The sequence below is a fragment of the Marichromatium gracile genome, from assembly GCF_004343155.1.
GTDB classification, from domain to species: Bacteria; Pseudomonadota; Gammaproteobacteria; order Chromatiales; family Chromatiaceae; genus Marichromatium; species Marichromatium gracile.
Genome location: NZ_SMDC01000001.1, coordinates 29565 through 54877, shown reverse-complemented (window position 1 = coordinate 54877; position 25313 = coordinate 29565). Strand labels below are relative to the sequence as shown.

24 protein-coding genes are annotated in these 25313 nt (G+C 66.8%); 6 read left to right on the top strand and 18 right to left on the bottom strand.

The genetic code is table 11. The features are described 5' to 3' along the window. The first annotated feature begins 265 nt into the window (after positions 1-265). From groES to EDC29_RS00265, 6 genes are all read left to right on the top strand, one after another. Entirely contained in the window at positions 266-556 is a 291-nt protein-coding gene (gene groES / locus EDC29_RS00290) for a co-chaperone GroES (RefSeq protein ID WP_005221801.1), read from the top strand. Between the two features lie 62 nt (positions 557-618). Continuing rightward, positions 619-2262, top strand: coding sequence for a chaperonin GroEL (gene groL / locus EDC29_RS00285; protein ID WP_132228095.1), 1644 nt, complete (start codon positions 619-621; stop codon positions 2260-2262). A 614-nt stretch (positions 2263-2876) separates the two neighbouring features. Further along, positions 2877-3770 carry a D-hexose-6-phosphate mutarotase gene (locus tag EDC29_RS00280; RefSeq protein WP_165913400.1) on the top strand — a complete coding sequence of 298 codons (894 nt, stop codon included), beginning with the start codon at positions 2877-2879 and terminating at the stop codon, positions 3768-3770. A 17-nt stretch (positions 3771-3787) separates the two neighbouring features. After that, positions 3788-6646 carry a bifunctional [glutamate--ammonia ligase]-adenylyl-L-tyrosine phosphorylase/[glutamate--ammonia-ligase] adenylyltransferase gene (gene glnE / locus EDC29_RS00275; protein WP_420870456.1) on the top strand — a complete coding sequence of 953 codons (2859 nt, stop codon included), beginning with the start codon at positions 3788-3790 and terminating at the stop codon, positions 6644-6646. Positions 6647-7012: 366 nt separating this feature from the next. Further along, positions 7013-7936 (top strand): branched-chain amino acid transaminase, encoded by a 924-nt coding sequence (locus EDC29_RS00270; protein ID WP_005221792.1) that lies wholly within the window; start codon positions 7013-7015, stop codon positions 7934-7936. Between the two features lie 59 nt (positions 7937-7995). Continuing rightward, positions 7996-8193, top strand: a complete 198-nt coding sequence (locus tag EDC29_RS00265) for a zinc-finger domain-containing protein (RefSeq protein WP_062277069.1) — start codon at positions 7996-7998, stop codon at positions 8191-8193. Positions 8194-8235: 42 nt separating this feature from the next. Here the strand turns inward: EDC29_RS00265 and EDC29_RS00260 are convergent, their stop codons facing one another. The 18 genes from EDC29_RS00260 to EDC29_RS00175 all read right to left on the bottom strand — a co-directional run bounded on the left by EDC29_RS00260 (position 8236) and on the right by EDC29_RS00175 (position 24958). Continuing rightward, positions 8236-9204: an MBL fold metallo-hydrolase gene (locus EDC29_RS00260; RefSeq protein WP_132228089.1), complete on the bottom strand. Its 969-nt coding sequence runs from the start codon at positions 9202-9204 to the stop codon at positions 8236-8238. Between the two features lie 631 nt (positions 9205-9835). Continuing rightward, on the bottom strand, positions 9836-10204 hold the full coding sequence (locus tag EDC29_RS00255) for a response regulator (RefSeq protein WP_062275779.1): 369 nt from the start codon (positions 10202-10204) through the stop codon (positions 9836-9838). Further along, positions 10201-11277 (bottom strand): sensor histidine kinase, encoded by a 1077-nt coding sequence (locus EDC29_RS00250; RefSeq protein ID WP_123139288.1) that lies wholly within the window; start codon positions 11275-11277, stop codon positions 10201-10203. The genes EDC29_RS00255 and EDC29_RS00250 overlap by 4 nt, the downstream gene beginning before the upstream one ends. Continuing rightward, positions 11270-11869 (bottom strand): SpoIIE family protein phosphatase, encoded by a 600-nt coding sequence (locus EDC29_RS00245; protein ID WP_123139289.1) that lies wholly within the window; start codon positions 11867-11869, stop codon positions 11270-11272. Before EDC29_RS00245 ends, EDC29_RS00250 begins: the two co-directional genes overlap by 8 nt. After that, positions 11860-12303, bottom strand: a complete 444-nt coding sequence (locus EDC29_RS00240; RefSeq protein WP_200189437.1) for an anti-sigma regulatory factor — start codon at positions 12301-12303, stop codon at positions 11860-11862. The genes EDC29_RS00245 and EDC29_RS00240 overlap by 10 nt, the downstream gene beginning before the upstream one ends. 28 nt (positions 12304-12331) lie before the next feature. Beyond that, a complete protein-coding gene (locus EDC29_RS00235) occupies positions 12332-12742 on the bottom strand; it encodes an anti-sigma regulatory factor (RefSeq protein WP_062275772.1) in 411 nt (136 codons plus the stop codon). Further along, on the bottom strand, positions 12735-13127 hold the full coding sequence (locus EDC29_RS00230) for an STAS domain-containing protein (RefSeq protein WP_062275770.1): 393 nt from the start codon (positions 13125-13127) through the stop codon (positions 12735-12737). Before EDC29_RS00230 ends, EDC29_RS00235 begins: the two co-directional genes overlap by 8 nt. Continuing rightward, a complete protein-coding gene (locus tag EDC29_RS00225) occupies positions 13124-13981 on the bottom strand; it encodes an STAS domain-containing protein (RefSeq protein ID WP_123139292.1) in 858 nt (285 codons plus the stop codon). Before EDC29_RS00225 ends, EDC29_RS00230 begins: the two co-directional genes overlap by 4 nt. 84 nt (positions 13982-14065) lie before the next feature. Beyond that, positions 14066-15325 carry a methyl-accepting chemotaxis protein gene (locus EDC29_RS00220; RefSeq protein ID WP_123139293.1) on the bottom strand — a complete coding sequence of 420 codons (1260 nt, stop codon included), beginning with the start codon at positions 15323-15325 and terminating at the stop codon, positions 14066-14068. Between the two features lie 12 nt (positions 15326-15337). Next, positions 15338-15712 (bottom strand): response regulator, encoded by a 375-nt coding sequence (locus EDC29_RS00215; RefSeq protein ID WP_062275764.1) that lies wholly within the window; start codon positions 15710-15712, stop codon positions 15338-15340. Between the two features lie 13 nt (positions 15713-15725). Next, the gene (locus EDC29_RS00210) at positions 15726-15962 is read right to left on the bottom strand and encodes a hypothetical protein (protein ID WP_062275762.1); all 237 of its coding nucleotides are present in this window, start codon (positions 15960-15962) and stop codon (positions 15726-15728) included. Continuing rightward, positions 15962-18337, bottom strand: coding sequence for a chemotaxis protein CheA (locus tag EDC29_RS00205; protein ID WP_132228087.1), 2376 nt, complete (start codon positions 18335-18337; stop codon positions 15962-15964). Before EDC29_RS00205 ends, EDC29_RS00210 begins: the two co-directional genes overlap by 1 nt. Continuing rightward, entirely contained in the window at positions 18334-18723 is a 390-nt protein-coding gene (locus EDC29_RS00200; RefSeq protein ID WP_123139295.1) for a response regulator, read from the bottom strand. Before EDC29_RS00200 ends, EDC29_RS00205 begins: the two co-directional genes overlap by 4 nt. Continuing rightward, positions 18720-19550: a CheR family methyltransferase gene (locus EDC29_RS00195; protein WP_223806122.1), complete on the bottom strand. Its 831-nt coding sequence runs from the start codon at positions 19548-19550 to the stop codon at positions 18720-18722. Before EDC29_RS00195 ends, EDC29_RS00200 begins: the two co-directional genes overlap by 4 nt. Positions 19551-19571: 21 nt before the next feature. Continuing rightward, a complete protein-coding gene (locus tag EDC29_RS00190; protein ID WP_132228085.1) occupies positions 19572-20195 on the bottom strand; it encodes a HEAT repeat domain-containing protein in 624 nt (207 codons plus the stop codon). A 126-nt stretch (positions 20196-20321) separates the two neighbouring features. Then, positions 20322-21401, bottom strand: a complete 1080-nt coding sequence (gene cheB, locus EDC29_RS00185; protein WP_123139298.1) for a chemotaxis-specific protein-glutamate methyltransferase CheB — start codon at positions 21399-21401, stop codon at positions 20322-20324. Between the two features lie 36 nt (positions 21402-21437). Next, entirely contained in the window at positions 21438-23012 is a 1575-nt protein-coding gene (locus EDC29_RS00180; protein WP_123139299.1) for a chemotaxis protein CheW, read from the bottom strand. A gap of 29 nt (positions 23013-23041) precedes the next feature. Beyond that, positions 23042-24958, bottom strand: a complete 1917-nt coding sequence (locus EDC29_RS00175) for a methyl-accepting chemotaxis protein (protein ID WP_123139300.1) — start codon at positions 24956-24958, stop codon at positions 23042-23044. Positions 24959-25313 lie beyond the last annotated feature (355 nt).

The window sequence follows — 25313 nt, the reverse complement described above, 5'->3', positions numbered from 1 at the left end:
GCGCATCGTCACGGCTCCGGTCGTGACGATGCCGCCCGCCGCTCGCCGCCCGCCTCTCCGCCGCCACCCCCAGCCCTTGCTCCGGCGTTGTGGTCTCTGCCTTCCGCAGTCGAGATCGCCCCGTCATCGGACCCTTGACAGCATGGATTTTGTCTCTACTATTAGCACTCGTTTCAGGTGAGTGCTAACAGACCTCCGGTCACCACCGCTGTGGCGCTCTAGATACAGATAGATCCACTTCTCAACCGTTACGAGGAGCCCTTGAATGAACATCCGTCCCTTGCATGATCGCGTCGTTGTCCGTCGCATGGAGGAAGAGCGCACCACCGCCGCCGGTATCGTGATCCCGGACTCGGCCACCGAGAAGCCGATCCAGGGCGAGGTGGTCGCTGTCGGCAACGGCAAGATCCTCGACAACGGTGAGGCCCGTGGCCTCGACGTCAAGGTCGGCGACCGTGTGCTGTTCGGCAAGTACTCCGGCACCGAGGTCAAGCTCGACGGCCAGGAGTTCCTGGTGATGCGCGAGGACGACATCATGGGTGTCGTCGAGGGTTGAGCCGAGCGCTCCCCCGCATCCATTCCGATACGACCAGAATTCATACTCGAGGAAGCTAGACAATGACTGCAAAAGACGTGAAGTTCGGTGGTGACGCCCGCGCCCGCATGATGGAGGGCGTCAACGTCCTCGCCGACGCGGTCAAGGTGACCCTGGGTCCGAAGGGCCGCAACGTGGTGCTGGAGAAGTCCTTCGGCGCACCGACCGTCACCAAGGACGGCGTCTCCGTGGCCAAGGAGATCGAGCTCACCGACAAGTTCCAGAACATGGGCGCGCAGATGGTGAAGGAGGTTGCCTCGCAGACCTCCGACATCGCCGGTGACGGCACCACCACCGCGACCGTGCTCGCTCAGGCGATGGTCCGCGAGGGTCTGAAGGCGGTTGCCGCCGGCATGAACCCGATGGACCTCAAGCGCGGCATGGACAAGGCCGTCGAGGCCGCCACCGCCGAGCTGCGTAACCTCTCCAAGCCCTGCACCGAGAACAAGTCGATCGCCCAGGTCGGCACCATCTCGGCCAACTCCGACGAGTCGATCGGCAAGATCATCGCCGAGGCGATGGAGAAGGTCGGCAAGGAAGGCGTCATCACCGTCGAGGACGGCACCTCGCTGAGCAACGAGCTCGACGTCGTCGAGGGCATGCAGTTCGACCGCGGCTACCTCTCGCCCTACTTCATCAACAACCAGCAGAGCCAGAGCGCCGAGCTGGACGACCCCTACATCCTGCTGTTCGACAAGAAGATCTCGAACATCCGCGATCTGCTCCCCGTGCTCGAGGCCGTCGCCAAGGCCGGCAAGCCGCTGCTGATCATCGCCGAGGACGTCGAGGGCGAGGCGCTGGCCACCCTGGTGGTCAACACCATCCGCGGCATCGTCAAGGTCTGCGCCGTCAAGGCCCCGGGCTTCGGTGATCGTCGCAAGGCCATGCTGCAGGATATCGCCATCCTCACCGGCGCTACCGTGATCGCCGAAGAGGTCGGTCTGTCGCTGGAAAAGGCCACCCTCAACGAGCTGGGCACCGCCAAGAAGGTCCAGGTCGGCAAGGACGAGACCACCATCATCGACGGCGCCGGCGCCGAGATCGACATCAAGAACCGTTGCGAGCAGATCCGCGCGCAGGTCGAGGAGACCTCCTCGGACTACGACCGCGAGAAGCTCCAGGAGCGTCTGGCGAAGCTCGCCGGTGGTGTGGCCGTGATCAAGGTCGGTGCCGCCACCGAGATGGAGATGAAGGAGAAGAAGGCACGCGTCGAGGACGCGCTGCACGCCACCCGCGCCGCCGTCGAGGAGGGCATCGTCCCCGGTGGTGGTACCGCGCTGGTGCGCGCTCTGACCGCGATCAAGGATCTCTCCGACGACAACCACGATCGCAACGTCGGCATCCAGATCGCCCGTCGCTCGATGGAAGAGCCGCTGCGTCAGATCGTCGCCAACGCCGGTGACGAGCCGTCGGTGATCCTCAACAAGGTCGCCGAGGGCGAGGGCAACTTCGGCTACAACGCCGCCAACGGCGAGTACGGCGACATGGTCGAGATGGGTATCCTCGACCCGACCAAGGTCACCCGCTCGGCGCTGCAGAACGCCGCCTCCGTGGCCGGTCTGATGATCACCACCGAGGCGATGGTCGCCGATGAGCCGAAGGACGACGCTCCGGGCGCACCTGACATGGGCGGCATGGGCGGCATGGGCGGCATGGGCATGATGTAAGCCCGGCGCGCTCGTCGCACCATAAGAAAGGCCCCGCTTCGGCGGGGCCTTTTTCGTTTGGGGCTGGCGTGAGAAAGGTTGAACCGCAAAGTCGCAAAGGGCGCGAAGATAAACTGTGCTGCCCTCGCTGTTTGATCTGCCGACGTTTGTACGCCCGGCGCCCACGGAGCATTGACGACTGGCTGCTTTCGAGCGCCTTTGCGTACTTTGAGGCTTTGCGGTTCAACATCCAGGCCGTCAGCCGTCAGCCGTCAGCCGCCGGAAGGTTGGACCGCAAAGCCGCGAAGAACGCGAAGGTGAGTTGGGTTTTTTCTCCTTACTTCTCCTGCGGCTCGGCAAGCCAAGATTGCTGAATGGCAGTGATCAAGTAGCCAGAGCGCATGTAATCCACTGACGACTGGCTGCTTTCGAGATCCTTTGCGTACTTTGCGGCTTTGCGGTTCAACATCCTGGCCGCTGGCCGCTGGCCGCTGGCCGCTGGCCGCTGGCCGCTCGCTCCCGTCATGCGGCGTATAATCGATCGAATCCGCATTCGTGAAGGTTTCCGCGATGTCCGTGCCCGCTTTCCCTCGTCTGTCGATGGTGCTCGTCCGCGTCGTGTGGGGGCGGGGCTGATGGGTGAGGTGGGGGAGGCGGTCTGCGCCGGGGTGCGGCTGGTCGCGACCGCGGCGGGCGATCTGCTCGCCCGGATCGAGACGCCGCTGGCCGAGGCGCTGGTGTCGGTCCGTCGGGCCCAGGTGCTCGCCTACCGACCGCGCGGTTGCGCCGAGGACCTGCTGTTCGTCGGCAGTCGCGCCGCCTTCCGTCCCGGGCGCGAGCGCATGGGCGGGGTCCCGCTGTGCTGGCCCTGGTTCGGGGTCGACCCGGACGGCGGTCCGATCCACGGCTTCGCCCGCACCGCCGACTGGCGGCTACTCGACTGCGCGCCCCAGTCCGATGGGGCGGTGCGGCTGCGTCTGGTGCCGGAGTCCGGGGCCCTCGCCGCCTGGCCGCATCCCTGCGCGCTGTTGCTGGAGATCCGCATCGGGGCGACCCTGGGGCTGACGCTGGAGACCCGCAACGAGGCCGATCACCCCTGGACGCTCACCCAGGGGCTGCACACCTATCTGCGCATCGGCGCGTCCGACCGGGTTCGCTTGCACGGGCTCGACGGTCGGTGTTATCTGGACAAGGCACGGGGCGCGCCGGTTGCGCCATGTCGGCAGCAAGGTCCGGTGAGCGCCGGCGGCGAGGAGGTCAATCGTATCTATCTCGACGCCCCCGGTCCGCTGTGGCTCGACGACCCGGTGCTGGGGCGACGCATCCGGGTGCGCGCGCGCGGCAGCCGTACCTGGGTGGTGTGGAACCCGGGCGCGACCGAGATCCACCGTTTTGCCGACGACCTCGCGCCCGAGGACGCGCGCCGCTTCCTCTGCGTGGAGACGGTCAACACCGCCTCCGAGACCCTCAACCTGGCGCCGGGCGCGGCAAGCCGCATCGGTGCCGACTACCAGATCGAGACCCTGTAGCGCCGATGAACGAACCGATGAGCACCGAACCCGTCACCGAGAGTCACTGGCAGGACTGGCTGGCCTGGGCCGCCGAGACGGGTGTCGAGGTGCCCGATACCCCCGTCTTCGCGCGCGCCCGCGCCGCGGTGTGGGACGGCAGCGAGTTCGTCGCGCTGGAGGTACAGCGTCACCCCGAGATGTTCGCCGAGCTGCTGGCCAGCGGCGATCTCTTCCGCGCCTATGGCCCGGGGGATCTCGATCGCGCGCTGACCCGGGCGCTCGCCGAGGTCGACGACGAGCAGGCGCTGGCGCGCGCGCTGCGGCTGTTCCGGCGCCGCGAGCAGGTGCGCATCGTGTGGCGTGATCTCAGCGGCGAGGGCGCGCTCGAGGAGGTGCTCGAGGACCTCTCGGAACTGGCCGACTGCTGTATCCGTCAGGCGCTCGGCAAGCTCCAGGACTGGACCCGCGCCGAACTCGGCGTGCCCTGCGATGCCGAGGGGCGCGCCCTGGAGATGGTGGTGCTGGCGATGGGCAAGCTCGGTGCGCGCGAGCTCAATCTCAGCTCCGACATCGATCTCATCTTCGCCTTCCCCGAGCGCGGCGAGGTGCGCGACGGGCCGCGCGCGCTCAGCAACGAGCAGTTCTTCACCCGGCTCGGTCAGCGTCTGGTGCAGGCGCTCGGCCAGCAGACGGTCGACGGCTTCGTGTTCCGCGTCGACACCCGGCTGCGTCCCTTCGGTGAGTCGGGTCCGCTGGCGATGTGCTTCGATGCCATGGAGGACTACTACCAGTCGCAGGCGCGCGAGTGGGAGCGCTACGCGATGATCAAGGCCCGCGCGGTGTGCGGTGACGCCGAGGACATCGCCCAGCTCGAGGCGATGCTGCGGCCCTTCGTCTACCGGCGCTATCTCGATTTCGGCGCGATCGAGTCGCTGCGCGAACTCAAGCGGCTGATCGCCAAGGAGCTGTATCGGCGCGGCATGGACGCCAACATCAAGCTCGGTCCCGGCGGCATCCGCGAGATCGAGTTCATCGGTCAGGCCTTCCAGCTGGTGCGCGGCGGGCGCGATGCGGAGTTGCAGATCCGTCCGATCCGCGAGGTGCTGGCGCTGTTGGGTGAGCGCGAGCTGCTGCCGCCCGAGGCGGTGCGCGAACTCGATGACGCCTATTGTTTCCTGCGCCGGGTCGAGAACCGGCTGCAGGCCTGGCGCGATCGCCAGACCCACACCCTGCCCGAGGACGAGGCGGCGCGCGAGCGGATGGCGCGCGCGATGGGCTTCGCCGACTGGGCGAGCTTCGCCCCGGTGCTCGCCGCGCACCGCGAACGGGTGCAGCACCACTTCGACGAGGTGTTCGCGCCGCCGAGCGGCGAGGACGAGCCGGCCGACCACGAGCACGAGGATGAGCTGGCGGCGCTGTGGCGTGGTGAGTACGAGCGCGAGCAGGCGCTCGCGCTGCTCGCCGAGTCCGGCTTCGCCAGCCCCGAGTCGGCGCTGGTGCACATCGATGCCTTTCGCGACACCATCGAGCGCAAGGTGAGCCGCCGCGGCAGCGAGCGTCTGGCGCAGCTGATGCCGCTGGCGCTGCCGATCGTCGCCGCCAGCGAACACGCCGATCTCGCCCTCGAACGGGTGCTGCGCCTGCTCGAGGCGGTGGCGCGGCGTACCTCCTATCTGGCGATGCTGGTCGAGCACCCCTGCATCCTCTCGCAGCTGGCGCGACTGGCGGGGATGAGTCCCTGGTTCACCGACCGGCTGTCGCGTCAGCCGCTGCTGCTCGACGAGATGATCGACCCGCGCCGGCTCTATGACCCGCTGCGCCGCGAGGGACTCGACGAGGAACTCGACGTGTTGCTCGGTCCGGTCGACCCCGAGGACCTCGAGCAGCAGATGGAGCGGCTGCGTCAGTTCGCCCAGGGCAACATGCTGCGGGTGGCGGCGGCCGATCTCACCGGGGTGATCCCGCTGATGGTGGTCAGCGATTATCTCACCGAGATCGCCGAGGCCACGGTGACGCGGGTGCTCGAGCTGACCCTGACGCACCTGCAGGCGCGTCATGGTCGTCCCACCGCGATCCCCGGCGAGGGTTCGGGGTTCCTGGTGCTCGGCTACGGCAAGCTCGGCGGCATCGAGCTCGGCTACGGCTCCGACCTCGATCTGGTGTTCGTCCATGCCAGCGACTCGATGACGGCGATGACCGACGGCGAGCGCGAGATCAGCAACGAGCAGTTCTACGCCCGTCTCGGTCAGCGGATGATCCACATGCTGACCACCCGCACCCCCTCGGGAACGCTCTACGAGGTCGACATGCGGCTGCGCCCGGACGGCGGCAAGGGGATGCTGGTGCGCTCGATCGGCGCCTTCGCCGCCTATCAGGACAAGGACGCCTGGACCTGGGAGCATCAGGCGCTGGTGCGCGCCCGTCCGGTCGCCGGCGACCCCGAGCTGGCACGTCGCTTCGCCGAGGTGCGCCGCGGGATCCTCTGTCGTCGCCGCGATCCCGAGCAGCTGCGTCGCGACGTGCGCGAGATGCGCGCCAAGATGCGCGCCAACCTCGATCGCAGCGGCGACGGGCGCTTTGATCTCAAGCAAGGTCCTGGTGGTATTGCCGATATCGAGTTTATGGTTCAATACGCTGTACTGCGCTGGGCTGCCGATCACCCGGAGCTCGCCGACTGGACCGACAACGTCCGCCTGCTCGATACCCTGGCACGCATCGACCTGCTGCCGGGAGACACCGCTGAGAACCTCGCCGAGGCCTACAAGGTCTTACGTGCCGCCTATCATCGCAGCGCCCTGCAGGAACAGCCCAAGACCATCGCCGACGACCAGTTGCTGGCCGAGCGCGCGCGGGTCCGGGCGCTGTGGTGCGAGCTGATGGAGGAGTGCGGCTAGCGGCTGCCCACGCATTCCAGACCCCTCCCACCGTGACCCCGGCGCGACCGGATGGCGGGCGGGTGTCTGTGTCCGGTCCCGATGTGGGCCGGGGATCGGCCGGCGTCTCCGGCGCCGGCCTGTCGAGCGGTCCGTCGCGTCCCGAGCGGGCGGCGGAACCGATCGTTTCGGGCGCGCCTCGGTTCCGTCGCCGGGCGCAGGACCGACAGACGCGCCAGTCAATGGGGTGTCGAGACGACCCGGCTTGGCCGGGTATCGCCGCGCACATGTTATCTGGGGTCCGCCTTGCGCGGACCGATCGGGGCCCCCGGGCCCTCATTATGGTGACCGGACCCGAGCCTGGGCCCGGGAGATACGGAGCAGAATATGACGACGATGGCGGACCGCGACGGTCTGATCTGGCTGGATGGTGAGATGGTGCCCTGGCGCGAGGCCCAGACCCACGTACTGACCCATACCCTGCACTACGGCATGGGGGTCTTCGAGGGCGTTCGCGCCTATCAGACCGATCGGGGCGCGGCCATCTTCCGGCTCCAGGAACATACCGACCGGCTGTTCAACTCGGCGCACATCCTCGGCATGGACATGCCCTGGGATCGTGACACCCTCAACGCGGCGCAGTGCGCGGTGGTGCGCGAGAACGGTCTCGACTCGGCCTATCTGCGCCCGATGTGCTTCTACGGCCCGGAGGGCATGGGCCTGCGCGCCGACAACCTCAAGGTGCATTGCGTGGTCGCCGCCTGGTCCTGGGGTTCCTACCTGGGTGAGGAGAACATGCGCAACGGCATCCGCGTGAAGTTCTCCTCCTTCACCCGCCATCACGTCAACATCACCATGTGCCGCGCCAAGGCCAACGGCAACTACATGAACTCGATGCTGGCGCTGCAGGAGGCGCAGCGCGACGGCTATGACGAGGCGCTGCTGCTCGACGCCTCGGGCTATGTGATGGAAGGCAGCGGCGAGAACGTCTTCATCGTCCGCGACGGCGTGCTCTACACCCCGGACCTGACCTCGGCGCTCGACGGCATCACCCGTCGCACCGTGATCACCCTGGCCAAGGAATTCGGCATCGAGGTGGTGGAGAAGCGCATCACCCGCGATGAGGTCTATATCGCCGACGAGGCCTTCTTCACCGGCACCGCCGCCGAGGTCACCCCGATCCGCGAGGTCGACGGCCGGGCGATCGGTGCCGGCACCCGCGGACCGATCACCGAGCGGCTGCAGTCGGCCTATTTCGACCTGGTCCACGGTCGCGACGCGGCCCGCGCCGAGTGGCTGACCCTGGTCTGAGTGCGACTCGCGCCGTGTCCGTCGAGGGCACGGCGCCCACGATCACGGAGGTTCGATCCATGGCCAATCCCGCTACCCGTCAACCCCAGCAAGAGGCGCCGATCGCGGTCACGCGCGCGGAACTGCCGCTCGCCTGTCCGCGACCGGAGACCCCGGTATGGGACCTCCATCCGCGGGTCTATCTGCCGATCGCCGATGCCCCGGACGGTCGCGTCACCTGCCCCTACTGCGGCGCCAGCTATCAGCTCGTCGATTGATCCCGCGCCCCGCCCGCAACCCTGCGGCGGGGCGCCTTGGGGTCAACGCGCGGCCCGTTTCTCGCGCCGCTTCAGCCACACCTCCAGCCCCTGGGCATTGAGCCCGATATCGACCGCGAGCAGCTCGCGCAGCCGGGCCTCGTCGAGGGCGACGCCGTGCGCGCGCGCGCCGGCGATGAGCCAATCGGCGACCGCCCGGGTCAGGCGCTCGCCGCGCTGCGGGTCATCGCGTCCCTCCTCGGCCAGCGCCAGATCGGCCAGCGCGCGGATGCTCTCGCGCAGCATCCCGACCAGTTCGGCGGGGCGATCGACACGACCATAGTGGGTCAGGTACATCGCCTTGGGTTCGAGCGCCATCAGCTGGTCGAGGGTCTCGAACCAGGACTCGGGGTCGAAGGCGACCGGGGTGGTCGGCGCAAACAGCCAGGGGCCGGCCTCGGTGTCGAGTTCGCGGTAGGAGATGCCGAAGGTGTCGCCGGTGAAGATCCCCCGGGTGAGCGAGTCGAGGATGCAACCGTGGTGGTTGGCGTGTCCCGGGGTGTCGAGGAAGGTCAGGGTGCGCGCGCCGAGCTGGAAGGTCTGGCCGTGCTCGGCGGCGATCACGCGTGACTCGGGCACCGGGCGCAGGGTGCCGTAGTCGCTGGCGAAGCCCTCCTCGCCGTAGACCGCGGTGGCGCCGGCGATCAGCCGCTCGGGGTCGATCAGGTGAGGGGCGCCGCGCGGGTGCACCACCAGCCGCGCCTCGGGACAGGCGGCCATCAGCGAGCCGCTGCCGCCGGCATGATCGAGATGGACGTGGGTGGGGATGACATAGTCGACGTCTGCCGGGGTCTGCCCCAGCTCGGCGATGACCTCGAGCAGCGCCGGCACGGTGTGATCGGTGCCGGTGTCGATGAAGGCGAGACGATCGTTCGAGCGGACCAGATAGCAGGCGGCCAGTCCGTGGCGATAGAGGCCGGTCTCGATGCAGTAGACATCCTCGGCGACCTGTTGGAAGGGGGCGTGCGACATGGGCTCTCCGTTCCTTATCCTGACAAGGGTTCAGCCGCCCGAGTCTAACGGCTTCGTCGGTTGGCAGCCACCAGCGACCAGCCGCCAGCCTCCAGCGACCAGTCGTCAGTCGTTTGAACCGCAAAGCCGCAAAGAACGCGATGGTGAGTTGTGCTGTGGTGTCCTCTTGCCGTTTGACCTCACGACCTGTGCGTGTCCGTTATCGATTGAGCACTGACGACAGGCCGCTTTCGAGATCCTTGGCGCGCTTTGTGACTTTGCGGTTCAACGTCCTGGCCGCCAGCCGCCAGCCGCCAGCCGCCAGCCGCCAGCCGCCAGCCGCCAGCGGCCAGCCGCCAGCGAATTGAACCGCAAAGCCGCGAAGTGCGCGAAGATTCAAGTTTCGGGCGATCGGCCTTCAGTCGCCAGCGGGTGTGCGCTTTCGACCACGGCACCGCCCGCTGTCAGCCGTGGCGCACGATCCAGGCATCGATCGTTGAGTGCAGCGCCGCTGGCGGCTGAAGGCTGGTCGCTGGAGGCTTTTCTCCCTTCGCGCCCTTTGCGTCTTGGCTGTTCAATCTTTTGGCCGCTGGCCGCTGGCCGCTGGCCGCTGGCCGCTGGCCGCTGGCCGCTGGCCGCCTTGCGCCGGGGCTCATTGCAGGGCCTCGGTGATGGCGCTCCTGAGTTGTTCGCGGGTGAAGGGCTTGGGTAGCGTCGCCCGCACGCCCATGAGTTCGGCCGACTCCAGGTTGAACTCCAGGCTGATGGCGCGCCGTCCCCCGGAGATGGCGATGACCGGTATGGTGTTGCCTCGCCTGTTCTGCTCCATGATGAGTTCGATGCCATCCATTTCCGGCATCAGGATGTCGGTGATGATGAGCTGCGGACGATCGTGCTCGATGTGCTCGAGTGCCTCTTTGCCGTTGCTGACGGCGCTGACCTCGTAGCCCTCGCGACGCACCATCTCCACGAGCATGGTGCGAAAGAGGTCGTCGTCGTCGACGATCAGGATCTTGGTCATGGCGCTTCTCCTGTGGCGGTGGGCGGCGCGGTGGTATCGGGGTGGGAAAGGCGAGGTAGATCGATGAGAAAGCGGGTGCCGCTGCCGAGGGTGCTCTCGACCTCGATCGTTCCCTGTAGCTTGGTGACCAGTCCGTGCACGACCGATAGCCCCAGTCCGCTGCCCTTGCCGGGTGCCTTGGTGGTGAAGAAGGGGTCGAAGACCCGCTCCAGGGTCTCGCCGTTCATGCCCTCACCATCGTCCTCGACCCTGAGTCTGATCATTGCGCCGGCCGCGGTGGCGATGGGCTGGATGGTGACCTGGATATTGCCCGGTCGGTCGCCGATGGCGTCGGCGGCATTGATGCAAAGATTCATCACGATCTGCTGCAGCTGGCTCGGCTCGGCCAGGACCCAGGCGTCCCGGTCGGGCGGCGCGAATGCGAGCTGGATGGTCGCCGGTAGCGAGACACGCAGTAGCTTGAGCGTTTCCTCGGTCAGTGAGACCAGTTCGACGGCGCTCGGGGTGTCGGCCATCGCCCGTGCGAAGGTGAGCATGCGGGCGATCAGGTCGCGCGCGCGGAAACTTGCCTGCTGGATGTGTGCAAGGTGATGGCGGCCTGCCGAGTCGGCGGGGAGTTCGTCACCGAGCAACTCGCTGAAGCCGAGGATGGCCCCGAGGATGTTGTTGAAATCGTGGGCGATACCGGCGGCCAGGGTGCCGATCGCCTCCAGACGACGCGATTGCTCGAGACGGGCGTTCACGATGGCCTCGGCGCGGCGTTCGAGCTGCTCGCGCAAAGCGAGGCTGTAGGCCATGTAGGCCTCCATCAGCGGCGCCGTGATCTGCCCGGCGACCTGGCTCAATGGCAGGTCGGGATGGTGGCGGGCGAGGTGGATGAGTGCCTCGTGATGGAGTTCTCCGACCTCCTCGAGTGGTACGGCGCGAGCGATCAGGGTGCGCCCGAGATCGGCCGCCTCGGCCAGCGCCGCCTCCGAGACCAGTGGGTCCTCGGCGAAGACGGCACGGCGTAACAACTCGGTGTAGCGCTGACCGAGTTCCCCGGTGTGTTGTGGTGCTCTGGGTTCAGGCATGGCGATAGATGAGGATGCCGGCATCGTCGTGCCCGTCGGCCCAGCGCTCGATGAGCTGCTCGGCGAGACGGTCCGAGACCGTGGCATCGTCGAGGCCGCTGAGGACCTCGGCGCTCTCCTGGATCCCGTCGGTGAACAGGGTCAGCCAGTCGCCGGCGGTGATGGTGAACGACTCGGCGCGCAGATCCCTGTAGCCCGCGCCGACGATGCCTCGGGAGCTGCTCAGGCGTCTGATGAGGCCGCTGCGGGCGATGACGCTGCGGATGTTGCCGACGGCGGCATGGCGGAGTCGGTCGAGCTGGGGGTGGATGTCGACGATGGCGAGCGCGGCGCCGCGCGTGTCCCGCAGGGCCTGATCGCAGGCGAGGAAGATCTCCTCGAGGTGATGCTCGGGCATGGCCGCGACCTGGGCGATGGCCGCGCTGGCCGCGATCTCGGCCTCGTGTCCGTGGCCCAGACCGTCGGCAAGCGCCAGGCGCAGCCGATCGGGTCGTGTCCACCAGCCGAGTTGATCGCCACAGTGCAGCTCGTCCGGGTGTGAACGCAGCGCCTGACCGACGGACGGCTGGAGGGGCGGAGGGTTCAGCGCCATTTGACCGCCCTGACCCGGGTACCGTGGCCTGGCACGGAGTCGATGTCGCAAAGATCCATCAGCCGCTCGACACCCGGCAGGCCGCAGCCGAGACCGCCGGCGGTGCTGTAGCCATCGGTCAGCGCAAGCCTGAGGTCGTCGATGCCCGGTCCGTGGTCCTCGGCCAGCAGCTCGATCCCGGCGCGCATGCCGGGGAGCGGGGCGACCTGTAGTTGGCCGCCGCCGGCATGGATCAGGAGGTTGGTCGCCAGCTCGGACGCGGCGGTGGCGAGCGAGTAGGCCGCGCTGCGGCTGAATGCCATGTGCTCGGCCAGGGCACGGACCACGCGGCAGACGGCCGCGACATCGGATTCGGTATCGATGCGCATGCTGGTGGCGACGATGCCGGGGCCGGGGTGCGCGGGCGCTGGAGGAGTGGGTCGGTCTTGATGCATGTCACCGCCTGGAGTCATGGTGAGGTGATCACAACGGCTTTTGCAGGGCGATGGTGATCCGGGTGAGCCCCGGTGCCGATTCGATGCCGAAGTCGTCGACCAGACGTCGTGTGCCGGGCAGGCCGGCACCGAGTCCGCCACTGGTGCTATAGCCGTCGGTGAGCGCCAGGGTGATGTCGGGGATCCCCGGGCCGTGGTCCTCGACCAGGACGCGGATGCGCCGGTATCCGGCGTCCGAGGTGTCGCTGATCTGGCAACTGCCCTCGCGGGCGTACTGGATGACGTTGCGGGTCAGCTCGGAGACGGCGGTGGCGAGCCGTGTCTGATCGGCCTTGCCGAAGCCGAGACGCTCGCACAGGGTCCGGGCGGCACGCCGTGCGGTGACGATATCCGTCGGCGTGCGGATCGGGATGAATTCGCTGGCAAAGGCCTCAGTCATCCTCGTCCTCGTCGATGTGAATGTCGCCACGTGTAGCGATACGACGGTTGAGGATCTCCAGACCCTGTTCGAGGTTGAACGCGCAGTTGGCGCCGAGCAGGTCGCGTCCCATCTCGATCAGCGTCATCGCCACGAACGGCTGAACGCCGCAGATCACCACCTCGGCGCCGAGGAGTCCGACCATGCAGGCGGTGTCGTTGATGACGCGCGCCATGTAGGAATCGACCACGTCCAGTGCGGTGATGTCGATCGCCACGCCGAGCGCCTCGATCTCGGCCACGCGTTCGACCAGGTCCGACTGGAACTGCATGGCGTCGTTGTCGGTCAGGTCGTCCTGGATGGAGACCAGCAGGATGCGTCCCAGTCGCAGGATCGGGATCTTCATGGGTGTCGATCCTCGATCGGGCCGATGCGCAGTCCGATCAGCTGCAGCGCCTCGGCGATGCCCGCGCGCAGCGTGGCGCGGCTGAGCACGTCGTCGAAGCGGATGCCGAGCTTGGTGAGGGTCTGCGCACCCTCCGGGCTGATGCCGGTCATGACGATGCGGGTGCCGAGCAGGCGCGCGGCGTCGATCGTCTTCATCAGGTGCTGGGCGACGCTGGTGTCGAGGATCGGCACGCCGGTGAGGTCGATGATGGTGACCCGTGCCTCGTGATGGGCGATCGCCTCCAGCAGTCGCTCGGTGACCTGGCGGGCGCGGATGGTGTCGATGACCCCGACCAGCGGCAGCAGCAGGATGCGGTTCCACAGTCGCAGCACCGGGGTCGAGAGCTCCAGTAGCGACAGGCTCTGTTGGGTGATGATCTGTTCGCGGACCTCGACGAAGGCGTCGAAGGTGCTGAGCGTCAGTCCATCGAAGACGCGGTCGAGCCACAGCAAGCCGTCGACCTCCGGGGGCGTGCCGGAGGTGATCGAGCGGGCCGTGATCAGCCGCTTGAGCGCGAGTAGCATCGCGATCGTCTCGTTGGCGCTGCCGCCGTGGCGTGCCTGGTCGCTGACGAGCTGACGTAGATGATCCGTCAGTGGGTCCGTGGCGCCGAGGGTGAAGTCCTCGGAGGGTGATTGCTCAAGGGTATCGAGGATGCCGTCGAAGATGGTGCGCAGGTGATGTCCTGGGGGCGTTGGCGCTGTGCTGGTGAGCGAGGATGACGAGGGCAGCATTGCCCTGATTTGTTCCAACCAGGCCGTGAATAGCGTGTTGCGTTGGTCTTGTAAGAGGTGTCCGAGTGCGTTCGTCATGGTATCCGGGGCGTTTTGTCGGCGGCGCTATCTCGGCCTGGCAGTGTCGCGCGCGGGTTGGTTCTCAGGCGCCAGGGCCGGTTGCTAGAAGAGTTCTATCCGTGGCTCGCTCGGGTCCTCTGTCACGTGACTGGTCTGCGAGCGTGCATGGCTCGACTCGTTGCGCAGATACTCGTCGAACACCGCCCTGAGCTGGCTCGGCAGTTGTCTGGAATCGTCATCGGCGCCCACCAGGACACTGGCGCGGTGGTTGAGGGTGGTGCGGATGCGCTCCAGTCGTTGACCGGTGACGTCCTGGTATTGCAACAGCCCGAGGATGTCCGAGATCTGGTCGGCCAGGCTGGTGTTGTGATGGGTGATGACCGAGAACAGCACCTTGTAGAACTGGCGCATGTCCTCGTAGTTGTCGCGGAGACGATGGATCGATTCCACTGCCCGGCTCGCCTGCGCCAGCTGTTCCTCGGAGCCCTCGAGCAGGGTGAACTGGAGGTTTTTCTCGACGTTCTGGAGCGCGCGGTTGAGCCCGTCCTCGATGGTGTCGGCCGTTTCGGTGGCGTGGTCGGCCAGCGACTGTACCTCGCCGGCGACGACGGCGAAGCCGCGTCCGGCCTCGCCCGCCCGCGCCGCCTCGATGGCGGCGTTGAGCGCGAGGAGTCGCGTTTTCTTGCTGATCTGCTTGATCGAGCTGGTCAGTCCGCCGAGCTGGCGGATGTCGTTGAGGACCTTCTCGATGGCCTCCATGTCCGCCTGGATGCGCGTGGGTAGTTGTTGTACCAGGAGGGCGATCTCGGTGATGTCCTCGAGCCTGCCGGAGATGTCCTCTTCCATCGACTTGGCATTGCCCGTGGACTTCTTCAGATAGTCCAGCAGATGGGCCGCGTCGGCATTGAGCTTGGTGGTGCGCTCGATGACGTCGAGCGTGGAGGCCTCGGTCTCGGCGACCGTCTCGCCGAGCTGCTGCTCGATGGCCTGGTCCTGCTCGACCGTGAGCGCGCGCGCCTCCTTGTCCCCCTGTATCCGTTGCTGGCCCTGGCGAAACTCCTCGATCACCCGGTCCCAGGTCTGGCACAGGGCGCTGTTGACGCGGAAGCTGAAGCGAAAGAACACCAGTCCGGCGATGAAGTTGGTGCCGAGCACGGCGCCACCGAAGATCAGGGCATGGATGAGCGCGGCGTTGGAGCCGGCCGTTTGCAGCCCGAGGTTCAACCAGTCGTGCGTCAGGTACACCAGGATGGTGATGGCGAGGCTGCCGAGCAGGTTGATCCAGCCCATGGTGCGCCGCAACATGCGGGCCTGCGCCAGATTCGCATCGATCACCACTTGGTGTTGGTTGGTGATGGGCATCGTCTGAGGTCCTCAGGCCCCCGGCAGTACCTGTTTGATGACCTTGATCAGATCGGCCCCACCCACGGGCTTGACCAGCCAGCCGGTCGCGCCGAGCTTCTTGGCCTCGTCGCGCTTGGCCTGTTGGCTCTCGGTGGTGAGCGCAAGGATGGGGGTGAAGCGCATGCCGGGCAGGGCTCGCGCGTTGCGGATGAAGTCGATGCCGCCCATGTTGGGCATGTTGATGTCGGTGAGGATGAGGTCCGGCTTGATCCCGGACTTGAGCTTGGAGATCGCCTGGACGCCGTCGCCCGCGGTCTCCACGGTGAAGCCGGCGATCTCCAGGCTGGCCTTGAGGCTCATCACCATGGTTGCCGAATCGTCTACAACCAGTATCGTCTTGGACATGCTCTTGAACTCCTCATGGGGTCAGGGCCGCCTTGATCCACGCGGCCAGCGGCGCATGGCGTGGCCAGGCCGAGATCCTCGGCCGCGCGGCCATCAGGACCTGGAGGTTGGCGGCGTGCAGATGGGTGCAGGCGGATAGGTTGATCCGGCCACGTGGGTGTTTGATCAGCCAGTCGAGCAGGATCTCGGCGTCCTCGACCGTCATCTGTTCACTGACGACCGCGGTCACCTTCTTGAATTCGAGCGCCATCAGAGCAACTCCCTCGGGTTGAGCACCAGCAGCACCGAGCCGTCACCGAGCAGCGCGGAGCCGGCGTAGCCGCCCAGCCCGGCCAGGACCCCGCCGAGTGGCTTGAGGATGATGTCGACCGTTTCCCGACAGTCGTCGACGATGATGCCGAGATGGTCCGCGCCGATGCGGACCACCAGCACGGCGAACTCGTCGTCGTCGTTGGGGACCTGCTCGATGGTGAGCGCCAGCAGGTCGTTGAGCGTGACCAGTGGTACCAGGCGTCCGCGCAGCACCGTGGTGAGACGGCGCTTGATGGTGCGGATGTCGTTGCGCGCGACCCTGACGGTCTCTGCGACCCTGTCCATCGGCACGCCGAAGCGCTGCCCGGCCGACTCGATGATCATGACGTTGGTCACCGCCATCGAGAGCGGCAGCGAGAGTCGCAGCCGGGTGCCCTGGCCGAGCTGGCTGTGGAGCTCGACGGCGCCGTTGACGCAGGCGATGGCGTTGCGCACGACGTCCATGCCGACGCCCCGCCCGGACAGGTCCGAGACCTGCTCGGCGGTGGAGAAGCCCGCCGCGAACACCAGATTGATCGCCTCCTGGTCGGTCAGTCGTTCCAGCTCGGGCTCGCCGATGAGACCGCGCTCGTATGCCTTGCGCCGAATCCGATCCGGGTCGATGCCGCGGCCGTCGTCGCTGATCTCGATCACCACCCGGTCGGACTCCTGGCGGGCGGAGATGGTCAGCCGTCCTTCAGTCGGCTTGCCGGCGGCGCTGCGCTCGGCGGGGGACTCGAGTCCGTGGTCGAGACTGTTGCGGACGATGTGCACCAGCGGGTCGGCCAGGGCCTCGATGATGTTCTTGTCGGCCTCGGTCGACTCGCCCTCCATCACCAGCCGAACCTCCTTGCCGAGCTTGCGGGCGGTGTCGCGGACCAGGCGGGGGAAGCGTTGCAGCACGAAGGAGACGGGCATCATGCGAATCTGCATGATGGCGTCCTGCATCTCCTCGGCGATGCGGTTGATGATCCCGTACTGTGCCTTGATCTCGCGGGCCAGCTCGCGTGTTCCGAACACCTCTTCGGCGCGGTTGGCGAGATAGGGCAGGGCGTTCTTGGTGACCACCATCTCGCCGATCAGGTTCATCAGTCGGTCGACCTTGGCCTGATCGACCTTGAGGGTGTGGCCGGCCAGCCGGTCCTCGGCACGTCGTCCGAACTTGATCGGCTCCTGCGGTTCTTGCGCCTCCGGGGGAGGGGCGATGTCCTCGGCGGGGGCACCGGGCGGGGAGGCCGCGGTCGGGAGCTGGGTGTCGCCGCGACGCTGCTGCTCGTCGAGCCAATTCAGCAGAGGCTGTGAGGAGTGTGAGGCGTCGGCCGAGTGCAGTGCCTGCTCCAGTGCGTCGCGCTCCACCACTTGGCCGATGCTGGCGAAGGCCGCCTCCAGGGTGGTGGCGACGGCACGCAGTCGACCGCTCAGCCACGGCGGGTTGTCGGTCAGTCCGAGGATCTCGCGCTGGGCCTCCAGCACGACGTTGAAGGACCAGGTGGTCTCGGCATCGGGCGGTGGCTCGGATGAGGACGCGGAGGTCGGCGCTGGCGGTTGCAGCGGGATGATCCGTACCTGTTCGGGGATGTAGCGGAAGTGTTCGTGCAGCGCCTCGGCCGGGGTGTTCAGGATCGCCTCGAAGCGCAGGATGCAGCGATAGGCGTCGAGCTCGGCCAGGGGCGGCCAGTCCTCGCGGCTGCTCACCCGGCGCCAGCAGGGTTCGCCGAGCTGCAGGATCTGGTGGAAGGGGTCCTCGCCCTTGAAGAAGCACTCCTCCTCGGGCTCGTAGGTCAGCCAGCACAGTGGTTCGCCGGCCTCGAGGCGCTGGGTCAGCTCCTGCTGGATCCTGCTCGGGAGCGCCTCGAGCGGCATCGCTGCGGGCGCAGGGGAAGGCGCTGGCGTGGCCGCCGGCTCGGTCTCGGTGGCGGTTGGTGTCGTGGCCTGGGCAGCGGCGAGCAGGCCCCGCAGCGCGTTGGCGAGTTCGAGTGCGTCGTTGGCGTGTCGCGCGGTATTCGGTGGCGCCGCCTCGGCACTGTCGCCGATCTCGTCGATCAGGGCGAGCACGAAGTCCATCGCCTCGAGCAGTCTGTCGGCCACCGGACGGTCGAAGGGGCGCCTGCCATCGCGTACCGCGTCCATCAGGTCCTCGGCGGCATGCAGGACGCGGGTCATCTCCGGCAGGTCGAACAGTCCGCTGTTGCCCTTGAGGGTGTGGACCAGGCGGAAGAGCTCGCCCATCAGGGCGCTGTCGTCGGGGGTGTCCTCGAGCTGGAGCAGGCGTTCACCGATGGTCTGGAGGATGTCTCGTCCCTCGGTGATGAATTGATCGAGCAGTGGGTTCATGACGGCGCTCCCCGGCCGTTCGGTGTCATACCGAGCAGGGTCAATACGTGTGAGGCGAGCCGTTCGGGTCTGACCGGCTTGACGATATAGAGGTTGGCGCCGGACAGGAAGGCGAGCTTCTGGTCGTTGGCGCCGGCCTCGGTCGAGACCATGATCGCCGGGGCCTGCGGCATGTCCTTGCCGCGCAGCTCGCGCAGGAAGCCGTAGCCGTCGAGCTTGGGCATGTTGATATCGACCAGATAGAGGTCGAAGTCGCCCTCGGCCACCCGTTCCAATGCCTCGAGGCCGTTGACCGCCTCGGTCACCTCGAAGCCCAGCTCTTCCAGGATGCTGCGGTGATAGAGCCGCACCGTCGCGGCGTCATCGATGACCAGGATCCGCTTCATCGGGCCTCCCAGGGTTTCTGATAGACGATGGCCTCGGGGAACTTGCGTACCCGGAACAGCGATGAGATCCGACTCATCGATTCGGAGTGACCGAGACAGACGAAGCCGCCCGGATTGAGTGCGTCGTAGAAGGATTCCGCGGTCTGCTTGCGCGACAGATCGTCGAAATAGATCAGCAGGTTGCGACAGAAGATGATGTCGAAGTGACGGTGTCTGCGCATGTCCGCGGCGTCGCTGACGTTCACCCGGGTGAAGTCGACCGCCTCGCGCAGCTCCTGGTCGATCAGGTAGTGATCCCTGTCGCGCCTGAAGTACTTGGCCAGCAGCGACGGTGGCAGGTTCTGTATCGAGCGGTGGGTATAACGACCGCGCCTGGCCTGCGCGAGGATCTCGGTGTCGATGTCGGAGGAGACGATCTCGATGTCCCAGTCGTCCAGCCGCGGCCAGTGTTCGAGCAGATAGATGGCGATGCCATAGGGCTCCTCGCCCGACGAGGAGGGCACCGACCAGATCCGCAGCGCACGTTTTTGCCTCGTGTGCGTGACGATCTCCTCCAGCATCGAGTCGACCAGACAGCGGAACTGGTACTCCTCGCGGAAGAAGTAGGTCTCGTTGACCGTCATCGCGTTGATCAGCGTCTGCAGTTCCTCGCCGGAGGCCTGGAAGCGCACCATGGTGAAGTAGGCGCGAAAGCTCTCCGAGTCGGTGGCATCCATCCGTTCGAGCAGACGCTTGTCGACGAAGTAACGCTTGCTGTCCTCGAACAGCATGCCGGTCTTGCGGTAGAAGAACTCCCGGAACTTGCGGAAATCTTCGTCGCTGATCATGCGCGCCTGTGTCATCCGGGGTCAGCCTTGTGCAATGCGTTTCAGCGCCAGATCGGCGGCGAACTGGATATAGGGTTCGTCGACGAAACGGGCCTTGAGCGCGTGCAGGGTCGGCACCGCGCGCTCGGAGCCGACCTCACCGAGCAGGTCGACCGCGGTGGCGCAGACGTTGACGTGCGGATCCTCGGCGATGACCCGGATGAGCCATTCCTCGACGCGGGGGTGGCGCAGCGATTCGAGCACGTCGACGGCGAAGATGCGCACGTCCGGGTCGTGATCCTTCAGCAGCTGCTCCATGACCGGGGCGACCTCGTCGGGGAGCTGCTTCATCGCCTCGATGGCGGCGTTGCGCAGCATGGCGTCCTCGCTGCGCAGACACTCGGTGAGGCCGGCGACCGCGATCTCGTCGCCGAGTCGGGTCAGTGTCGTCAGGATCACCTGGCTGACGCTCGGCTCGGTCTCGATTCCGAGCCGCTCGACCAGGGCGCGTGACGCGTCCGGGTGATCGGTCAGGTCGCGTGCCGCCCAGCGGCGTGCGAGCGGATCGGCCGCCTCGAGTGCGCTCAGCAGCCCTGGGAGATCGCGCGCCAGGCGGCGCTCGTCATCGCTGGATGGCGCTGCCGGAGCAGGTTTCTTGAGTGCCATGCCATCGTGCTCCTCGGTTGGTCTGGGGTGCGTGTCCGAGGTGGGTGCCGGGGCTCCGACCTCCCGTCGTCACGCGATGTCGCTCGCGGGGGTGGTGTCGTGACGGCGCCGATGATCGTCATCGGCTCAGCGCTCCACCCAGATCTGCAGCTGGTCGGCGATGCGCTCGACCGGCAACACCAGGCTCGCGCCACCGCGCGAGATGAGTTCGGCCGGCATGCCGAATACCACTGCGCTCTCTTCCGATTCGGCGATGGTGCGGGCGCCGCGCTGCTTGAGCTCGGTGAATGCCTGGGCGCCGTCGTGTCCCATGCCGGTCAGCATCACCGCGATGACCCGGGTCGGGTCGCAGTGCTCGAGCATCGAGCGCCCCAGCAGTTCGACCGACGGGTGCCAGAGCTTGGTCGGGTCCTCGGGGCGTGCCAGCGCCGTCAATCTGCCGCCGCGTCGTGCCAGGATCATGTCGGCGCCGCCCTTGCCGATATAGATGTTGCCGGCGGCGACCGCGGTGGGGCGATTGACCTCGGAGACGGCGAGCTGGCAGAGCAGGTTCATGCGTTCGGCGAAGGGGAGGGTGAAGCTTGGCGGCATGTGCTGCGCCACCAGGACCGGCCAGGGAAAGTCGGCGGGGAGTCGGGGGAGGATGTCCTCGAGGGTGCGTGGACCGCCGGTCGAGACCCCGATCACCACGACACCGCTGCCGCTGGCCGGTGTGTCGTCGGGCGCAGCCCTGGTCGGTTCGGTTCGGGGACGTTGCGGGCGTGACGGGGTGTCGCCACGGATACGTGCGGCCAGCCCGCGGGCGGTACGGATGCGTGCGCGTGCCGCCGCGCGCACCTTGGCGACGATCTCGGACTCGATCTCGACCATCGACAGCGAGATGGTGCCGCCGGGCTTGGGGATATAGTCCACGGCGCCGAGGTTGAGTGCCTCGAAGGTGGCGATGGCCCCCTTCTCGGTCAGCGAGGAGACCATCACCACCGGTACCGGTCGCTCGGCCATCAGCAGCGACAGTGCGGTCAGGCCGTCCATCTCCGGCATGTTGATGTCGAGTGTGACGACATCCGGGGCGAAGTCGATGTTCTCGGCGACCGCCTCTTGACCGTTGCGGGCGACGCGGATCTCGAAATCGCCCTCGGCCAGGAAGAGTGCCTTGAGTTGGCGGCGCATCAGCGCCGAGTCGTCGACAATCAACAGCTTGATCACGTGAGCTCCTGGTCGATGGGCCTGTGCCGCGACGTCCTAGGCGGACGTTTCGGCTAGCTCTTCCAGCTCGGCGCGTTGCTCCTTGGCGATCAGCTGGGAGGGTTCGATCAGTTGGATCATACGCTTCTGACCCTCCAGATTGGCCACCCGCGCGATCAATCTGGCCTGCTCGCTGGAGAGCTGTGGCGCTGGCTCGATCGCCGTCCTCGGGATCTTGAGCACCTCGGCCACGGAGTCGACGATGAAGCCGGTACGTACGCCATCGAGCAGGAACACCATGATGCGCTGTCGGTCGTTACGTGCCACCGTCGCCAGACCGAAGCGGCGGCGCTGGTCAATCACCGGCAGTACCGAGCCGCGCAGGTTGATGACTCCTTCGACGAAGTCTGGCGCCTTGGGGACGTGGGTGAGTTCGTCGGGGAGACGGACGATCTCCTGTATGCTTTCGATGGGGACACCGAACTCCTCCTTGTCGAGCCGGAACACCACCATCTGTTCCTCATCGTCGTCCTGCTCGTCGTCCTCGATGTCGTCACCGCTCCGGTTGTCGTAGTCGATGTCTTCCACGCTGCTCAAGGCCTCCCGGATCGATGAGTGACGAAAGAGTCTGTCTGTCGAGATGATGGAGACCAGACGCTGCCCTTCATCGAGCCGGCAGATCTGTTCGATGTCCGACAGGTCATCATGCTGCGCCAGCAGTTTGGGCATGGCGTCGACCGCCGACCAGGGGACGCGCAGCACCTCGTTGACGCTGTCCATCGCCAGGCCCACGGCGCACTCGCCGAGCTGCACCACCAGGATGCGGCTGTGTTCGTCGGCGGTGCGTGGCGGCAGACCGAACAGACAACGCAGAGAGACCAGGGGCAGCAAGCGGTTGCGCAGTGTCATCAGCCCGATCACGTGAGGCTCGGTGCGCGGGATCTGTACCGCCTGTTCGGGGAACTGGACGATCTCCTGCACGTTCTCGATCGGGATGGCGTATTCCTGTTCGGCGACCTCGAAGCTGACCAGCTGGAGTTCGTCTGCGTCCTCTTCCTCCTCCTCCTCGACATCCCTCGTCTCGGCCAGCGCCGCGGCGCCATGCCGCGCCAGGGTGGTGATCGCGCTGAACTCTTTTTCGATCAGGCGCTTGAAGTCAAGTTCCATCACCATGGGGAAGCCGCCGACATCCTTGATCAGTCCGCAGAGCAGGTCGGTCTTGACCGTTGCCGCCAGCGATCCAACCTCCTCGATACACGAGGGCTCGACCCCGACCACACTGCTGACGCGATCGACAACGAACCCCAGTGGCTGACCGAGATCGATCACCAGAGCGCGGGTGGCGTCGTCATCGTCGCGCTCCTCGAGGCCGAACAGACGGCGCAGGTTGATGATGGGCAAGACCTTGCCGCGCAGATTGGCCAGGCCCTCCAGGGTGGGGGGCGCGAGCGGTACCCGAACCACCTCGGGCACCCGGATGATCTCCTGCACCGGCGCCATGTCGACGGCGAAGACCTCGCTGCCACACACGAAGATGACGAACTGACGCAGGTCGTGCTCCTGCCCCTCTGTGGCCACATCCTCGCCGCTCGGCGCGGCGGGGGGTGACGATTTGACCAGGTCTTGGGTCATGACTGTCTCCCGCGTAACCGCGATGGGCCTCAAGCGCTCTGCAGCTCGTCGGCCAGCGAGGCGATCTCCTCGATGGCTGCCGCCAGCTCCTCCGCCCCCTGTGATTGCTGGCGTGCCGCGGCCGCAGCCTCGGTCGAGGCCTTCTCGGCCTCCTGGGCTGCCGATGCGATCTGATCGACTCCGACCTTGACCTGTGCGATGGCGGCGGAGATCTCGCTGGCCGCGGCCTCGATCTCCGTCGATGAGCGGCTGACCTCGGCGATATCGGTCTCGATGGTCTCCAGTCCCGTGGTGATCGATTTGGCCTTTTCCGCCTCGCTGATCGCCGCCGAGATGATCTCCTCCAGGTCGCGTCCGACGACACCGATCTGGTCCTGCACCGCCTTCACCAGGTCCTTGATGCGATCGGCGTTCTCCGCCGAATCGTGAGCGAGGTTGCGGATGTCGGTGGCGACGACCACGAACCCCTTGCCGAACTCCCCGGCGCGCGCGGCCTCGATCGAGCCGTTGACCGCCAGCATGTTGGTCTGGATGGAGACGGTGGTGATGGCGTCGACGATCTTGTCGATGCGTCGCGAGACCAGTTCCAGGTCCTTGATCTGACGCAGGCTCAGGCGCGATGACTCGACCGAGTCCGCGACGCCGGCGATGAGCGCGTCGATGCTGCTCTTGTTGTTGGTCAGCAACTCGCTGATGGCGCCGACCCTCTCGCCGGATGCGCGCGAGCGTTGCAGCGAGTCGTCGACGCCCTTCTCGATCTGAGTGATCGCCGTTGCCGATTCCTCGGTGGCCGAGGCCTGTACCTGGGTGCTCTTACGGATCTGCTCGACGGCGGCCATGATCTGGGTGCCGGAGCGGTTGATCTCCTGTACCGCCGACGAGAGCTGTTCGGCGGCCGAGGCCACCTCCTCGGCGCTCTTGGTGATGTCGGTGGAGTTCTTGAGGTCTTCGGCCAGCTCGGAGAGGTTCTGCGCGGCCTGCTCGCACTCGGCCAGCGCCTGGGTCTGTTCGGCGACGGTCTTGGCCGACTCCTCCGAGGCCGCCGACTGTTCCTCGGCCGCCGCTGCGATCTCCTCGGCGCCCTTCAGTGCCTGACCCGCAGCAGTGTTGGATTGTTGGGCGCTGGCGGCGATCTCCTGGACCGCGCGGGTGATCTCGACTGCGTCGGCGCGAATCTGCTCGAGCTGCGAGTTGACCGCCCGACCGTTCTCGACCTCGCCCTGTACCTTGGTGGCCGAGTCGTTGATGCCGTCGGAGATGACCTTGACCTCGGATTGGATCTGGCCGACCAGATCCTGGATCTGCTTGGCGCTCTTCTCCGATGTCTCGGCGAGCGTGCGGACCTCGTCGGCAACCACGGCGAACCCCTTGCCATGCTTGCCGGCGCGCGCCGCCTCGATGGCGGCGTTGAGTGCGAGCAGGTTGGTCTGGTCGGCGATGCGGGCGACGGCCTTGACGATGTCGCCGATGTTGGCCGCCTGCTGCTCCAGCTCGGCGACCATCCTGACCGACTCGCCCTGGCGTTGGGCGGCCACCCCGACGTTGGTGATCATGCCGGTGACGTCCGCGCTGACCTTGGTGATCAGCGTCTGCGAGGCCTCGACCTTGGTCTGCGACAGACTGGCGTTGTCGAGTTGGCGGTCGAGTGCCGCGCTGACCTGCTTGAAGGCCGCCAATGATTCCTGCGCCGCTCCGGACGCCTCCTCGGCACCGGTGGCGATCTGGTCGGAGGAGCGCTTGAGCTCTTCGGCCGCGGAGGCTGCCTCGTTGATCCCGGACGAGAGCTGGGCGGTCGCCGAGGCGACGCGTTCGGCGGCCTGCTGCTGCTTCGCCAGGGTGCGCGCGCGCCTGCGCTGTGCCTCTGCCTCGCGGGCGGTTGCCGCGTTGGTGCGTGTCTCGCCGGTCGATTGGGGGCGGGGTGTGCTAGGGGTCTTCACGAGTGCCATGACGGTTTCCTGCGCGATGTGACGAGTATGAACAGGTCAACCGGGATGCCGCCTCGTGGATGAGGTGCCGCGCAACGAGGCAATGCCGCCCTTTGGCCTAATGGATCGGGTCTGCTGACTGTGGGTGGTCTGGTGCTGACTGCCTCCGACGCAGTGCGGGCGGTAGCCCCTCAATGGGGTTGGATTCATACTTAGGAGTTTAGGACACTTGTGGCGGATTGGGCGCTTGACGCCCCAGTGGACAAGACCATTGGTGGTTCCGGGGCACACCCCTCGGTCTCGCCCATGCGCTCGCCAATGGCTTGATCGTGCAGGGGATTCGGCCGGCCGCTGAAAGCCCTTCTCTACCCGTCGC

What these genes read in the sequence shown, in the direction of transcription:
- groES (WP_005221801.1), top strand. Translation starts at nt 266, where the DNA reads ATGAACATCCGTCCCTTGCATGATCGCGTCGTTGTCCGTCGCATGGAG.
- groL (WP_132228095.1), top strand. Translation starts at nt 619, where the DNA reads ATGACTGCAAAAGACGTGAAGTTCGGTGGTGACGCCCGCGCCCGCATG.
- EDC29_RS00280 (WP_165913400.1), top strand. Translation starts at nt 2,877, where the DNA reads ATGGGTGAGGTGGGGGAGGCGGTCTGCGCCGGGGTGCGGCTGGTCGCG.
- glnE (WP_420870456.1), top strand. Translation starts at nt 3,788, where the DNA reads ATGAGCACCGAACCCGTCACCGAGAGTCACTGGCAGGACTGGCTGGCC.
- EDC29_RS00270 (WP_005221792.1), top strand. Translation starts at nt 7,013, where the DNA reads ATGACGACGATGGCGGACCGCGACGGTCTGATCTGGCTGGATGGTGAG.
- EDC29_RS00265 (WP_062277069.1), top strand. Translation starts at nt 7,996, where the DNA reads ATGGCCAATCCCGCTACCCGTCAACCCCAGCAAGAGGCGCCGATCGCG.
- EDC29_RS00260 (WP_132228089.1), bottom strand. Translation starts at nt 9,204, where the DNA reads ATGTCGCACGCCCCCTTCCAACAGGTCGCCGAGGATGTCTACTGCATC.
- EDC29_RS00255 (WP_062275779.1), bottom strand. Translation starts at nt 10,204, where the DNA reads ATGACCAAGATCCTGATCGTCGACGACGACGACCTCTTTCGCACCATG.
- EDC29_RS00250 (WP_123139288.1), bottom strand. Translation starts at nt 11,277, where the DNA reads ATGCCTGAACCCAGAGCACCACAACACACCGGGGAACTCGGTCAGCGC.
- EDC29_RS00245 (WP_123139289.1), bottom strand. Translation starts at nt 11,869, where the DNA reads ATGGCGCTGAACCCTCCGCCCCTCCAGCCGTCCGTCGGTCAGGCGCTG.
- EDC29_RS00240 (WP_200189437.1), bottom strand. Translation starts at nt 12,303, where the DNA reads ATGCATCAAGACCGACCCACTCCTCCAGCGCCCGCGCACCCCGGCCCC.
- EDC29_RS00235 (WP_062275772.1), bottom strand. Translation starts at nt 12,742, where the DNA reads ATGACTGAGGCCTTTGCCAGCGAATTCATCCCGATCCGCACGCCGACG.
- EDC29_RS00230 (WP_062275770.1), bottom strand. Translation starts at nt 13,127, where the DNA reads ATGAAGATCCCGATCCTGCGACTGGGACGCATCCTGCTGGTCTCCATC.
- EDC29_RS00225 (WP_123139292.1), bottom strand. Translation starts at nt 13,981, where the DNA reads ATGACGAACGCACTCGGACACCTCTTACAAGACCAACGCAACACGCTA.
- EDC29_RS00220 (WP_123139293.1), bottom strand. Translation starts at nt 15,325, where the DNA reads ATGCCCATCACCAACCAACACCAAGTGGTGATCGATGCGAATCTGGCG.
- EDC29_RS00215 (WP_062275764.1), bottom strand. Translation starts at nt 15,712, where the DNA reads ATGTCCAAGACGATACTGGTTGTAGACGATTCGGCAACCATGGTGATG.
- EDC29_RS00210 (WP_062275762.1), bottom strand. Translation starts at nt 15,962, where the DNA reads ATGGCGCTCGAATTCAAGAAGGTGACCGCGGTCGTCAGTGAACAGATG.
- EDC29_RS00205 (WP_132228087.1), bottom strand. Translation starts at nt 18,337, where the DNA reads ATGAACCCACTGCTCGATCAATTCATCACCGAGGGACGAGACATCCTC.
- EDC29_RS00200 (WP_123139295.1), bottom strand. Translation starts at nt 18,723, where the DNA reads ATGAAGCGGATCCTGGTCATCGATGACGCCGCGACGGTGCGGCTCTAT.
- EDC29_RS00195 (WP_223806122.1), bottom strand. Translation starts at nt 19,550, where the DNA reads ATGATCAGCGACGAAGATTTCCGCAAGTTCCGGGAGTTCTTCTACCGC.
- EDC29_RS00190 (WP_132228085.1), bottom strand. Translation starts at nt 20,195, where the DNA reads ATGGCACTCAAGAAACCTGCTCCGGCAGCGCCATCCAGCGATGACGAG.
- EDC29_RS00180 (WP_123139299.1), bottom strand. Translation starts at nt 23,012, where the DNA reads ATGACCCAAGACCTGGTCAAATCGTCACCCCCCGCCGCGCCGAGCGGC.
- EDC29_RS00175 (WP_123139300.1), bottom strand. Translation starts at nt 24,958, where the DNA reads ATGGCACTCGTGAAGACCCCTAGCACACCCCGCCCCCAATCGACCGGC.